The sequence below is a fragment of the Providencia manganoxydans genome, from assembly GCF_016618195.1.
In the GTDB taxonomy this organism is placed as follows: Bacteria; Pseudomonadota; Gammaproteobacteria; order Enterobacterales; family Enterobacteriaceae; genus Providencia; species Providencia manganoxydans.
Map to the genome: position 1 here is coordinate 222,590 of NZ_CP067099.1, position 13,219 is coordinate 235,808.

13 protein-coding genes are annotated in these 13,219 nt (G+C 40.8%); all 13 read left to right on the plus strand.

Annotated elements, in window-relative coordinates:
* Positions 1–35 precede the first annotated feature (35 nt).
* The 13 genes from JI723_RS01020 to JI723_RS01080 all read left to right on the plus strand — a co-directional run bounded on the left by JI723_RS01020 (position 36) and on the right by JI723_RS01080 (position 13,210).
* Positions 36–1,910 (plus strand): hypothetical protein, encoded by a 1,875-nt coding sequence (locus JI723_RS01020; RefSeq protein WP_337979719.1) that lies wholly within the window; start codon positions 36–38, stop codon positions 1,908–1,910.
* The gene (locus JI723_RS01025) at positions 1,907–2,170 is read left to right on the plus strand and encodes an acyl carrier protein (RefSeq protein WP_319068678.1); all 264 of its coding nucleotides are present in this window, start codon (positions 1,907–1,909) and stop codon (positions 2,168–2,170) included. The genes JI723_RS01020 and JI723_RS01025 overlap by 4 nt, the downstream gene beginning before the upstream one ends.
* 296 nt (positions 2,171–2,466) lie before the next feature.
* The gene (locus tag JI723_RS01030; RefSeq protein WP_337979720.1) at positions 2,467–3,261 is read left to right on the plus strand and encodes an inositol monophosphatase family protein; all 795 of its coding nucleotides are present in this window, start codon (positions 2,467–2,469) and stop codon (positions 3,259–3,261) included.
* 114 nt (positions 3,262–3,375) lie between these two features.
* Positions 3,376–4,776, plus strand: coding sequence for a hexose-6-phosphate:phosphate antiporter (gene uhpT / locus JI723_RS01035; protein ID WP_337979721.1), 1,401 nt, complete (start codon positions 3,376–3,378; stop codon positions 4,774–4,776).
* 1,152 nt (positions 4,777–5,928) lie between these two features.
* On the plus strand, positions 5,929–6,291 hold the full coding sequence (locus JI723_RS01040; RefSeq protein ID WP_272580562.1) for a helix-turn-helix domain-containing protein: 363 nt from the start codon (positions 5,929–5,931) through the stop codon (positions 6,289–6,291).
* 154 nt (positions 6,292–6,445) lie between these two features.
* A complete protein-coding gene (locus tag JI723_RS01045) occupies positions 6,446–6,964 on the plus strand; it encodes a fimbrial protein (RefSeq protein ID WP_272580561.1) in 519 nt (172 codons plus the stop codon).
* Between the two features lie 36 nt (positions 6,965–7,000).
* Entirely contained in the window at positions 7,001–7,537 is a 537-nt protein-coding gene (locus JI723_RS01050) for a fimbrial protein (protein ID WP_272580560.1), read from the plus strand.
* 55 nt (positions 7,538–7,592) lie between these two features.
* Positions 7,593–10,112, plus strand: coding sequence for an outer membrane usher protein (locus tag JI723_RS01055; protein ID WP_337979722.1), 2,520 nt, complete (start codon positions 7,593–7,595; stop codon positions 10,110–10,112).
* Between the two features lie 86 nt (positions 10,113–10,198).
* On the plus strand, positions 10,199–10,960 hold the full coding sequence (locus JI723_RS01060; RefSeq protein WP_272580558.1) for a fimbria/pilus periplasmic chaperone: 762 nt from the start codon (positions 10,199–10,201) through the stop codon (positions 10,958–10,960).
* A 36-nt stretch (positions 10,961–10,996) separates the two neighbouring features.
* The gene (locus JI723_RS01065; protein WP_272580557.1) at positions 10,997–11,617 is read left to right on the plus strand and encodes a fimbrial protein; all 621 of its coding nucleotides are present in this window, start codon (positions 10,997–10,999) and stop codon (positions 11,615–11,617) included.
* Between the two features lie 14 nt (positions 11,618–11,631).
* Entirely contained in the window at positions 11,632–12,150 is a 519-nt protein-coding gene (locus JI723_RS01070) for a fimbrial protein (protein ID WP_272580556.1), read from the plus strand.
* Complete coding sequence (locus JI723_RS01075) at positions 12,150–12,662, plus strand: fimbrial protein (protein WP_070925972.1); 513 nt, start codon at positions 12,150–12,152, stop codon at positions 12,660–12,662. The genes JI723_RS01070 and JI723_RS01075 overlap by 1 nt, the downstream gene beginning before the upstream one ends.
* Complete coding sequence (locus JI723_RS01080) at positions 12,659–13,210, plus strand: fimbrial protein (protein ID WP_272580555.1); 552 nt, start codon at positions 12,659–12,661, stop codon at positions 13,208–13,210. Before JI723_RS01075 ends, JI723_RS01080 begins: the two co-directional genes overlap by 4 nt.
* Positions 13,211–13,219 lie beyond the last annotated feature (9 nt).

Here is a 13,219-nt window from a genome sequence, read left to right on the forward strand (position 1 = left end):
TAAATAATAAAAACAGAGTTAAAGGTGAATAGCTTATGTCGTCAATTTCATGTCGCACCCAAATATCTTCTACCAATAATATATACAAATCAGCCGCGAATCATAAAACCAATTCCATGGTAGGTAATATTTCAGGTATTCAAAGTACAACGGATACTATGCCAGCAAATTCGAGAAATATGCGTGCACTTCCTGCTGATAGTACTTTGAATCATTCTGTAAAACTCACAGAGGATGCAAAAAAGGCAATAAATCAGCAAATAAATGCATTAACTCAAATGGGCAATCCATCATATGAAATAAAAACCGCTTTATTTTGGCAATATGCCCTACCACTGATGAAAGCTCAGCTAAATGATAACGCTATTGATGATCAGACTTTGATTAAACATTTCACCAATACAGAAGCGTTGTATGGGAAGATACAAAGATTTAGTGATCAAATTGATTCTTTTAAACAGCAAAAACTGGGATCAGCTAAAGCAACCCATCTTCAAGAGATTTTTAGGACGATAGAAGAAAGCATTGAAACACTGCTCTTGCCAGACTCACCATTAGACCAGCGCGAGCCAGAACGTACCACTTCCGCAGGACTAAAGCAGCTCGCTGCTCGCTCGGATGAAGTGGATGGGCAGAGCCCAACAGATGAACCTGCTAAATCGCATATGCCAACAGGGAGCGGTAATATTTATCATCATTGTCATTTTGGCGATAAAATTGAAAGGATAGCAACGGATACGATTTCTCCAAGTATTAATGTGACAGTTAATGTGAATGACAAAGATGTCACTCCATTTTCAGAGATCACTGCAAATAAAGACGTGTCGCAAAAAATATCAACTTCTGCTTTGAAAATCGACAATGCTGTTAGCCATGAACAGGATAGCCAATTAATTGCAAAAGAGCCGCCAGTTGAAAATAAGGCTTCAATAACAGGTACTGTATCCAGTCAAATCACCATAATATCTACGCAAACGGATGATGACTTATCATTACCGGATGGCATTGTTGATAGTCTATTATTGGGAAATGACGCTGTTGATGGCCCATCATTAATGAAGAATATTGTAATGGGGGAGAAGGAGAGTGATATATCTGTGCGTGCAGAGGTTGCTGAAATTCTTGAGGAACCATCATCCACAGCATTAGCTCAAAAGCCTGAACCCGAGAAACAATATTCACCACCAAGCCCACCGCCTTTACCTAAATCTAATTTGGTCACTGATTCAGGCAACTATAAGCGAGTGGGTGAAGGGAAATGGGTGTTGAAAGACCAGCCTCTTGCACCATTATCGCGCTCTCAATCAGAACCGATATTAAATACAATCGATACAGATGGTTATCAAAAAAATGAAGAGGGTAAATGGGTCAAGGATAAATTACATCTGAAAACCGATGTTGTTTTAAGCCAAGGTGCCAGCCAAAGTCATAATATTGCACGCAAAAAAGCTTATAGCTTGAGTGATGTGCGAGGTAATGCCATTGACAATGCTAATGCAGCAAAAGTAAATAGCGATAAAGCAACTCAAATAGGGCGCACCACTTTAGATAATCAAGCGGATATAGAGCAAACATTGGATGTGACTTTTAATATGCATATTGAGGATGAAAATCATGATGAGCTCACACTTCAGAGTGTGGATATCAGTATATCGTCTGCAAAGCCGAACTTTTCACTGAGTGGGCATCGTGAAAGCCAACAAAAGTCATTAAAACGAAGTTTATCTGCTGATGATGTTCGAACGGTGAATAATGTTCACATTAATAGTCGCACAGGAAAACCATTCACCCATCCAGTCTATTCCGACCAACGTGCCACTCTAACTCGTGGCGGGCAAGTACGCTCACTATCTCAAGAAAATCTCTATTTTAATGGTGATAAACGTTTTAAAGAGAAGGTGTCATTATGAATTATGAGCATGTGAGTCATCAACAATGGTTAATTAATCAGATCAAAGAAATTCGTACTTATTCGGGGATTAATAAACCGATTACGTTAGATTCAGCGTTGATCTTAGATTTGCATATTGATTCGTTAGAAATGTTGGAATTGGTTACTGCCATTGAGGCGTATACCTCTCAACCACTAAGCGATAAAGTTTGGTTGAAATGGCATTATTTGCAAGATGTTGCTGATTATCTCGTCGTGACAATGGATGTTGGCAATTAATCGTATTGACCTAAGTAACATTTTGCTTAGGTCAATTTTATCATCATAAAAAGATTGGTTTACACCTAAAATATGGAAGGTATATTTTAAATTCTAAAAAAATAGAATTTGACTTTTCATTGGTGTTCTTCTGTATTTAATTTATGTTTCTTTAATTACAATATGATAACACAATTAAAATAAATTTTATAAAATAAAAATTACATTAAATTATCATCTCATGAAATAGATCACAAAACATACGATTCAAATTATATATATTTCGGAATATTAATTTCATTTCTGTGGGGGCTAGAATGAATAATATTTCGGATAGGTTTACTTTTATCAAACAGGTGGCAATAGATGCTGGGAAGCTGGCCGTGTCATATTACCACCAGCGTAACAAATTAAATATCGAAAAGAAAAAAGACGATGGACAAGATTTAGTTACAGTTGCAGATAAAAATACTGAACAATTTATTCGTGATCAAATTAATCAGCAGTACGCACAGGATGCTATTTTTGGCGAAGAAAGCGGCTATACCCAAGGTAAATCACAATATACGTGGGTAGTTGATCCGATTGATGGTACCAGCGCCTTTATTTTTGGTTTACCTTCATGGTGTATCTCTATTGCGCTACTGGATGAGCAACAGAATAGCCAAATTGCGGTAGTTTATGATCCTGTACACGATGAATTATTCCATGCAATGGCAGGTCATGGCGCTTATTTAAATGATCAACCAATACAGGTAAATCCAGTGACTTCTCTGAATGAAGGGTTGCTGGGTGTCGGTATTTCAAGCCGTATGCCTCCTGAACATATTATTCCATTTTTAGACAAACTGCTTCACGCCAAGGGAATGTTTGTACGTAATGGTTCCGCTGCATTAATGCTGGCTTATGTTGCAGCAGGTAAACTTATTGGTTACTACGAACCTCATCTCAATTCATGGGATTGCCTTGCAGGATTATTATTAATTAAAGAAGCAGGCGGTGTTATGAATAACTACCAAGCGAACGATAATTTTTTATTAACAGGAAATTATGTATTAGCGAGTAGTCCAGAAGTTTATCAGCAACTCGATACTTTTCTATATTCGTCATAATTCAAATTACAGCATTACTGGTTAGTTTATTTTAATTAGCTATGTGTTTTGCTGCACTTTGAAATTGTGCGAGTAAACAATAAAAATTAATATAAAAATATAAAGGCACACAGCATGAGTTCTAAATTTTCATTTTTTGATATTAAAAGGTTACCGGCAGGAAAGATCCCTCTCTCTGTACAACGTGATTTATGGCTAAGAAAATTTATGGAGCCATTCTTTGTGATGTGCTTGGCCTATACGGGGATCTATTTTCTTCGCTATAACTTCAAAGCAGCAACCCCGTTTATTATTGAACAAACTGACTTTACCTTAAGTGATTTGGGTACTGTTGGATTCGGTTTTTCGATTACTTATAGCCTCGGTCGAGTATTACTTTCTTATTATATTGATGGCAAAAACACCAAGAAAATACTCAGTTTCTTACTGATGTTATCTTGTGCCTCATCATTTGCTATTGGGATGTTTTTATTATCTTCAGGTCATTCGTTAGGTATTTTTATTTTTTTATGGGCACTAACTGGCTTATTTCAAGCACCGGGTGGGCCATGCTCTAACTCAACAATCAACCGTTGGACGCCAAGAAAAAACCGAGGTCGGTTTATTTCATGGTGGAACGCATCACATAATATTGGGGCGATTTTAGCGGGACCAATCGCTTTATTTGGAATGGAATATGCGTTTAACGGTAATGTCGCTGGTATGTTCATTTTCCCAATTCTATTCGCGGGTGTCATTGCAACCTTTGGGATGTTCTTTGGTAAAGATGATCCCTCTGAGCTTGGTTGGAATACCCCGGAAGAAATTTTTGATGAACCCGTTTCTAAAGATGATACCGCTGCTGAAGCGATGTCTAAATCAGAGATTTTTGTTAAATATGTTTTGAAAAACCCAGCAGTCTGGTTTCTTTGCTTTGCTAACCTATGTGTTTATACCATTCGTATCGGTGTTGATAACTGGAGTGTGGCTTACGTTAAAATGGCGTTAAGCTGGGATGATGTTTCAGCAATAGGAACTATCACTGCGCTTGAGTTAGGGGGCTTTTTAGGCTCACTCACATGGGGTTATGTATCGGATAAAATGGGGGGACGCCGTGCATTACTTGGCATGTTATGTATGATTTCAGTGATTTTCCCACTGGTTGCTTACCAAAACATGACCAGTGTTTGGGGCATCTATATCGCGTTATTTTTTGAAGGTTTCTTTATTTTTGGTCCAGTAATCCTGATCGGTATTTCTATCATTGGTTTTGCACCTAAATGTGCAACAGCGGTAGTCAACTCAATCCCTGGTTTCTTCGGTTATCTATTTGGCGATGGAATGGCAAAAGTGTTAGTTTCACGTATTGCTGACCCAAAAGGTGATGGGATCTCAGTCGGTAGCTTAACGTTACATGGTTGGTCTGATACATTTTATCTATTGTTTGCCGCAACAGCGCTAGGGATTGTGATGTTAGGTGTGGTAGCTATCTATGAGGAACGAAAAATTCGTCGAGATAGAGCGAATGGCCACTAATTAATGATTTGGCTACCCTACGGGGTAGCCAAAAGAATAATTATTCGATATTAAAGAAACATTCATAAACAGGTTGTAGATGTTCATGTATACATTTTGCGGCTTCTTTTGGATTTTTTTTCTAAAATTGTATTTACGTTCTATGTGCCCCGAAAAAAATCCAAAAACCTTTCATGAAGCCGCCATTTAGGCGGTGATGTGGATATGTTCACGGTGGTAAACACGTATTTCTCCCTGATTTAAAATAACTATTACCAGTACTAATAAGCCTCTTAAGATAAGGTATATTAAGGTACATGTAGTGAAATAGCAGGAAGGCTTCACTCCATTCTACTGGGGCAAGCTTTTCAATTTAGTTGTAGTCTACAGATTTTGAACATTCTCTAAGCTCCCTTTCATTTATAAATGTCTATGCACTAACTCCATTTAATATAATCCATTCTTTTTTGGACTGCTAAAACTATCTTAAGATAAGTGTCATCATGAAAATTTTCATGTATAGCGAATATTTTAAGTCCATAATTGATTGTCTTTTTAGGTCTTGATGAGGATTGTTAGTAAATTCTAGGTGCTAATTTTCAAATCAATGACATTAAATGATTATCTGAAAATGTTGATATTTTATTTTTTTTAATTGAGGATGTGTGGATAAAATGAAGTAATTAATATAGTAGGTAAAGAGCTACTTGTTATTACTCTTTTTTGTTGTTTTATTTTAATGGATAGTTTGCTGTATTTAAGTTGTTTTTTTTTAATCCCAAAAAATATACTCGTATTTAGTGTTTATTTGTTAATGTGTTTTAAAAAGATTTTATTTTGGATTAAAATTTTGTTTTTTGTTTCTTTTTATGTATTTTTTTGGTTTTAAATGCTGCATTTATTTTTGGGGTTAGTATTGTTTGTTATTTATTATTTTGATTATTAAGCAATTTTTAATTGCGTTATATGTAATAAATTGACATGAATACAATATATTTACTATTTGTAATAACTCGCGTTGGTTGTTTTTTTTGCTCTCAGTATGTTAATCTTTTTCTCAACGCAAAGTATGTCTATTTCAATATGTGATTCTGTATTTGTGCTTTTATTAATTAGCGCTGTACCATGAGTTTTTCATTATTGATATCCATTTTTATAAAAAGGAATTATCAAGTGAAAAAAGCTAAAAAAATAGAGGATGTAAAATTAGCATTAGCTATTTCAATAGGAGAAGAACTTCAGAAGTTACGAAAGTCTCGTAATTTAACAGGGAAAGTTTTAGCTGAGAAATTAGGGGTGTCTCAACAACAAATATCCCGATATGAACGGGGTATCTGTCGTATAGACACTGATACATTACTCTATACTTTACAGTTGTTAGGTACTTCACTAACAGCATTTTTTTTGGATGTCTCTTTGAATTTAAAAGAAAAAAATCCAGGTGTGTATTTGGACTTCTCTCCTTTTTTTGAGTCATTAGAAAAAGGAAACCAAATACCCTATTTTACTTCTTATCCAGGTCATTATTTTGGCTAAATGTTATTTCTATTATTTATTTAAATAATAGAAATGTATTAAAAATAGAATTGAAAGAGTCTTGCTCTCTAATTAATAACAAAAGTTTTGTTATTAATTAGTTTGTGCGCTTTTCTTTTTATTAAAACATTAATTTATTAATCAGAAGGTTTATATGAAAAAAATTATTTTAGCAACTTTAGTTTCTAGCGCAATGAGTGCATCAGTTTTAGCAGCAGATGCTGGCCAAGGTACTGTTACATTTGAAGGCTCTATCATTGAAGCAGCTTGTGGTATTTCTCCAGAGTCAACTGACCAAACGGTTAACCTCGGACAAGTTGCCTCTGCGACCTTGGCTGATGGCGGTATGTCTAGACCTGTGCCTTTCACGATTGAACTGGTTGATTGTGATACGACCACTTGGGATACCGCTGAAGTGACATTCACCGGTGGTGTGAACCCGAACTTAGCGAACTCTTTAGCAATTCAAGGTACTGCATCGGGTGCAGGTGTTGTGATCACGGGTCTGGATGCGGTTCCTGTTAAGTTAGACGGCTCTGCGTCAGCAGGTTCTGTCGCATTACAAAATGGTGATAACTCATTGTTGTTCTCTGCTTATCTAAAAGGTGACACAACGACTATCGTCCCAGGTGCATTCACAGCGCTGACTAACTTCACCATGTCATACAACTAATTCTTATTATTTTAACGGTAAATCGAGGGTAGCACAGTGATATTGAGATGGTTAAAAAGCAGTGCGTTTTTTCTTTCCGGCTGTGTTGCCTTTTCTACCGCACAAGCGGCATCTAATGGAGAAGGTACTGTCACCCTTAACGGTGAAATTACCGATGCGGCATGCAGTATTGCCATGGATTCTCGCGAACAAATTATCGACATGGGGGTATTACCGGTTGGGGTGATCCGCCAAACGGGAGAAGGCCCTACTCGTGATGTCGATATTTATTTAGTGAACTGTGACTTAACCAAAGCCAGTGATCCTTCACAAGTGTGGCAGGCTTTGAGTATGACATTTGATGGGCCTGCAGATAACGGCCTTTTCCAAGTTTTTGGGGACGCGAGAGGGGTTGGTTTACTAATGCGTGATGCCGATTTACGCCAAGTGATCCCTGGGGAAGCCTTGCCTCAACAAGCCATCGTGCCGCCCACAATGCGATTAAGTTATCAATTACGTCTGGTTTCAGACCAGCGGCCACTACGTGCGGGTCCTTATCAAAGCGCGATCCGTTTTAAAGTGGATTATTACTAAAGTGCAATTTCATTCCTTTTTTTATTGTAGTTATTAATTGTCAGGGATATTTTTTATGTCTTTACACACTGCACTTCGTTTTCGATTGGCGTTGCTGCCTTTGTCTATTGCACTTACGTACAGTATGAGTGGGGCCCCGAGTGCATGGGCGACCTCATCGTCAGACAGTATCGAATTCAACACGGATGTTTTGGATGTTGAAGACAAAGAAAATATTAATCTCTCACACTTTTCACGTGCAGGCTACATCATGCCAGGATCGTATCTACTGTCATTAAAAATTAATGACGATACGTTGCCTGAGATGCCTGTCACTTTTTATCCTCCTGAAGGGGATCCTCAAGGAAGTGCGGCTTGTTTAACCCCTGAGATTGTCGAACAGATTGCATTAACCTCATCACATCGCAAAGCATTGACATGGTGGCACGATGGGCAATGTTTAGATATTGTCAGTTTACCGGGGATGCAAGTGCGCGGAGATCTCGCAACGTCAACATTATACCTCAGCATTCCGCAAGCCTATTTGGAATACACAGCTCCTAACTGGGATCCACCTTCTCGGTGGGATGAGGGTATTGCAGCATTGATTTTGGATTACAACGTCAATGGTAATGCCAACCGTTCTTATACGGGAGGGCACAACAGTTATGCGCTTAACGGTAATGGTGTGACAGGAATTAACTTGGGAGCATGGCGTTTTCGCGCGGATTGGCAAGGACGTTTAAATCATGCGACGGGATCTGGCGATGCCGTCAATAAGGATTTCGATTGGAGTCGTTTTTACGCCTATCGTGCACTGCCCAATTTGGCTGCAAAATTGGTGGTTGGGGAAGACTACTTAGTATCAAACATGTTTGATTCCTTCCGGTTTATTGGGGCGAGTGTACGTTCAGATTTGAATATGCTTCCACCTAATTTGCGAGGGTACGCGCCTGAAATAACAGGGATTGCGCAATCGAACGCGACTGTGACGATCAGCCAGCAAGGACGGGTATTGTACACCGAACAAGTCGCTCCGGGACCATTTCGTATCCAAAATCTTAATGACGCGGTCAGTGGGAAGCTAGATGTCAAAGTCGAAGAGCAAGATGGAACAGTGCAGGAATTTCAAGTTGATACGGCGAACTTACCTTATTTAACGCGTCCTGGACAAATTCAATACAAACTTGCCTTGGGGCAGCCGACAAACTATCAGCGCCACAGTGAAGGTGACAACTTTGTCACAGGAGAGTTTTCGTGGGGGGTGAATAATGGATGGTCACTCTTCGGGGGAAGTCTTAATAGCAAAAATTACAATGCGGTGTCACTTGGTATTGGGCGCGATTTGATGGCATTTGGTGCCTTGTCGTTTGATATCACACAAGCCTTTTCTAAGCTGCCGGGCCAGAGCACGCTGAGCGGTGGATCATACAGATTAAGCTATGCCAAGCGTTTTGATGCGATTGATAGTCAAATTCAATTTGCAGGTTATCGTTTTTCTGAACGTGACTTCATGAGCATGTCTGAATTTTTGCAGGCACTAAAAAGTGGGGAACGCTATGGCGGTAACAAAGAGCTATACACGATCTCACTGAGTAAAAATTTCCGTGATATGGGAATGTCCGTATTCCTGAATTATAACCATCAAACATACTGGGATCGTCCAGATAATGATTATTACAGTGTGTCGGCTTCTAAATATTTTGATATTGGTTCAATTAAGAATATCAGTGTCAATGTTTCAGCAAATCGTAACATGTATAACGGCGTCAAAGATGACAGCATCTTTTTATCAACATCGTTCCCATTAAGCAATGGAGCTAATGTTGGCTATTCAATGAACAATAATCGTTACGATACGACGAATCGTGTCACCTATCACGACCGTATTAACACGCGTACAACGTACCAGCTTGGCGCAGGTAGTAGTAGCAAAGGGGCTTCTGGATCGGCCTTTATTACCCATCAAGGTGATATTGCTCGTTTAACGGCCAATGCCAGTTATCAACATAATCAATACAGTGCGTATGGGCTTTCAGCGAGTGGCGGATTGACAGTGACAGCGGAAGGTGCTGGCTTCCATCGTATGAGCTCGCTGGGTGGGACACGTATGTTGGTGGATACAGAAGGTGTATCAGGCGTGCCAATAAAAGGATTTGGGGCACCTGTGGAATCGAATGCGTTTGGTAAAGCGATTGTGGGTGATGTGAGTAGTTATTACCGCAGTAAAGCACAGATTGATTTAAACACCTTACCAGACAACGTAGACGCACAACAATCCGTCGTGCAAGCCACGCTGACAGAAGGTGCGGTGGGTTACCGTAAGTTTTCTGTTGTCGCAGGCCAAAAAGCCATGACGGTATTGCGATTAGCGGATGGAAGTTACCCACCTTTCGGCGCGCAAATTCTCAATTCAAAAGGGCAGAGTACAGGTCTTGTCGGTGATGCTGGCAGCGCTTATATCAGTGGGATTAATGTCAATGAAATCATGACCGTGCAGTGGGGGGAAAACAGCACGTGCCAAATTCAACTCCCCGATACGTTGGGTAGCTTGGATGACGCTTTATTACTGCAGTGTACCCCAGTGACTCAATAAATTCATTGGAACTTACTAGCCGTGCGGCTTACTCCTGACTGGCTCACAGCATAAACAGTCTAAGAAGAAATAAGGTTTATAACAGTATGAAAAAGAATCAACAACATTATGCCATGATGTGTTTATTGGGTGGGATGTTACTCAGCCAAGTGGCACAGGCCGCAGTATCACTAGACCGTACCCGCGTCATTTTTGACGGTGGCCAAAAGTCTATCTCATTGAATATTTCGAATAACAATAAGCAATTGCCTTATCTTGCCCAAGGCTGGATTGATGATGCAGAGGGTAAAAAAATTACCTCTCCATTGGTGGTGTTACCGCCAGTTCAACGTATTGAGCCTGGGAAATCCAGCCAAGTGAAAATTGAGGCATTACCGGCTATCAATGCATTACCACAAGATAGAGAAAGTTTGTTCTATTTTAACTTACGTGAAATTCCACCAAAAAGCGATAAGCCCAATACGTTACAAATTGCGTTGCAAACTCGCGTGAAGCTGTTCTATCGCCCTAAAGCTATCAAAGCGGATAAAAATGGTACGCCGTGGCAGGAAAAACTTACCTTACAAAAGGTGGGTGAACAAATGATGGTGAAAAACCCGACGCCGTATTACGTGACGATCATCAATGCTGCCGCTAATGCATCTTCGGCAGGTGAAAAAGGAAAAGAGTTTGCGCCAGTGATGATTGCTCCATTTGGTGAAATGTCATTAGGGATGAAAGCCAGCGCATTAGGTGCAAAGCCTGTCTTAACGTATATCAATGATTACGGTGGTCGTCCTGCACTGACATTCCAATGTCAAGGTAATGAATGCCACGTAGTAGCTGATAGCCAATCCCAAAATCCGTAAGGCGGATACTCAGAGTGACGACAGGAGGAAAGAGCGATGAAAACAAGCAAAATGTGGCGTTATGGACAGCGCGTATTATTGGGTAGCGCCTTGGCGTGGTGTGTGAATGCGATGGCAGCAGACAATAATAGTCGCCTTTACCGTCCTGTTGATAACTGGAATGTGGATGGCGCGAATGGCGTGTTGTATGTATCAGGCTCACTCACGGAAAGCCCATGTCGCTTAGCGATGACATCGGCATACCAATCGGTTGACCTTGGAAATATTGAAACAGCAGAACTGCAACACAACGGTAAAGGTACACCCATTCCATTCCAAATTGAACTGGAAGACTGTATCGAAATGGCGACACGTTTGACCAATGTGCAAAGCGGCATGACGGCGTGGAGTTCAACACAGCCTGCTGTCAAAATTCGTTTTGTAGCACCGACAGTGCCATTTTATAGCGATTTTGTGAAAGTAAATGGGGTTCAAGGACTAGGGTTAGCCGTGACAACACCGGGTGGTGCTTTATTACCGATGGGGCAAGAAAGTGACCCGCAATTATTACCGTCTGGACAGAGCCAACTGACGTATTACGTCACACCAGTCAGAATTGGATTATTGGAGCCAGGTGCTTACTCCGCCTTGATTGCTTTTGAAATGTTGTACGAGTAAGGGAGTTTACAGAGATGAACGTCATTCCATTCCCTTCTCGGCAGGGGTTGACCAAGTTAATGCCATGGCTAATGAGTGGCGCATTAATGTGGAGCTTACAAAGTCAGGCGGGGTCAGACAGTGTCAATTTTAATGTCAAAGTATCTGTTGTTCAAAGCACGTGTCAGGTCAACAACAATGAGCCGATTACGGTGGAATTTGGCGATATGCAGATTAATACCATTGATGGTGTGAATTATGAAATGCCCATTTACTACACGTTGCAGTGTGCGGGGGCCGCGAATAACCAAGGTTTAAAGCTGCAGTTCAGTGGTACGGGCGCAAATTTTAACAGCGGTTTACTGAAAACCTCTGAGTCTGCACTGGGCTTGCGTTTTAAGTCAGACGGGGCGATTTTCGCCGTGAATGATTGGGTGCCGTTTACGTACGGTGATCTTCCTGATCTTAGCGTGGTTCCTGTCTTGAGTAGCCCTATCGGTGTCGATAGTGGGGACTTTTTTGCCTCAGCAACGTTTAATGTGGAGTATGAATAATGGAAAAAAAACAATTACGTGCTCAGCTCTGTGTGCGCGCTGGGATGATGATAACACTGCTTGCGGCACCATTAAGTGCACTGGCGGTACAAGCCACTTTCAGTGGCACCTTGATTGGCAATTCACCGTGTGTGGTGAATGACAATGATCCGATCGAGGTGGATTTTGGCGATGTCCTCATTCGAGATGTGCAAGGGCAAGAGGGATCGCAATATTCTCGCGATGTGCCGTATACCATTGATTGTGAGAATGCGAATACCTCCGATGCGATGAATTTAAGGATTGGCGGTACACCGACTTCTTGGGATGGATATTTGCTCAGAACGTCGAAAGCGAATTTAGGCCTGCAGTTCTATGTTGATGGACGTATATATGAATTGAATGATGATTATTCATTTTCATATGGTTATGAGCCAACGATTACAGTGGCACCGGAAGGGAGTGACTCGTTGAGTGATAATGACGACGGATTTTTTTACGCGACAGCCAGCCTGACAGTGGAGTATCAATGATGCGGTGGCGAGAAAGCATTGTGTGTGCTCGACAATTACAACACGTCGTTATCGCCGCTACGTTGATGGGGGTGTCATCTTTTGCCAGTGCAGATGCCAGTTTTAGTGGCACCTTGATCAGTAACCCGCCGTGCGATGTGTACGGGGACAATGACCCGATACAGATCGATTTTGGCGAGGTGGGGATTACACGAATTGATGGGGTGAACTATGCGGAGCCGTTTAGTTTGACGATTACATGTGGTTCGAATTTAGGCAATAACGTGGCTTTGGTATTGAAGTATATCGGTGTGGATGCAGCATCATTTAACACCCAAGCCTTGCAAACTGACCGTCGCGGGTTAGGTATTTTACTTTCTCATGATGGAACAGTAATGCCACCGGTTTTTCCACCGGAATCGGGGAGTGGTTTGCCGGTCACGATGTCCAGTAATGGCCAGAAAAGCCTTTCTTTTATGGCTGTACCGGTAAAAGACTCTGATCCCGATACCGTGTTGCTGGAAGGGGCGTTTAGCGCTATGGCCTCAATGGAAATACAGTATCCCTAGGCGAGGAGA

What these genes read in the sequence shown, in the direction of transcription:
- JI723_RS01020 (WP_337979719.1), top strand. Translation starts at nt 36, where the DNA reads ATGTCGTCAATTTCATGTCGCACCCAAATATCTTCTACCAATAATATA.
- JI723_RS01025 (WP_319068678.1), top strand. Translation starts at nt 1,907, where the DNA reads ATGAATTATGAGCATGTGAGTCATCAACAATGGTTAATTAATCAGATC.
- JI723_RS01030 (WP_337979720.1), top strand. Translation starts at nt 2,467, where the DNA reads ATGAATAATATTTCGGATAGGTTTACTTTTATCAAACAGGTGGCAATA.
- uhpT (WP_337979721.1), top strand. Translation starts at nt 3,376, where the DNA reads ATGAGTTCTAAATTTTCATTTTTTGATATTAAAAGGTTACCGGCAGGA.
- JI723_RS01045 (WP_272580561.1), top strand. Translation starts at nt 6,446, where the DNA reads ATGAAAAAAATTATTTTAGCAACTTTAGTTTCTAGCGCAATGAGTGCA.
- JI723_RS01055 (WP_337979722.1), top strand. Translation starts at nt 7,593, where the DNA reads ATGTCTTTACACACTGCACTTCGTTTTCGATTGGCGTTGCTGCCTTTG.
- JI723_RS01060 (WP_272580558.1), top strand. Translation starts at nt 10,199, where the DNA reads ATGAAAAAGAATCAACAACATTATGCCATGATGTGTTTATTGGGTGGG.
- JI723_RS01065 (WP_272580557.1), top strand. Translation starts at nt 10,997, where the DNA reads ATGAAAACAAGCAAAATGTGGCGTTATGGACAGCGCGTATTATTGGGT.
- JI723_RS01070 (WP_272580556.1), top strand. Translation starts at nt 11,632, where the DNA reads ATGAACGTCATTCCATTCCCTTCTCGGCAGGGGTTGACCAAGTTAATG.
- JI723_RS01075 (WP_070925972.1), top strand. Translation starts at nt 12,150, where the DNA reads ATGGAAAAAAAACAATTACGTGCTCAGCTCTGTGTGCGCGCTGGGATG.
- JI723_RS01080 (WP_272580555.1), top strand. Translation starts at nt 12,659, where the DNA reads ATGATGCGGTGGCGAGAAAGCATTGTGTGTGCTCGACAATTACAACAC.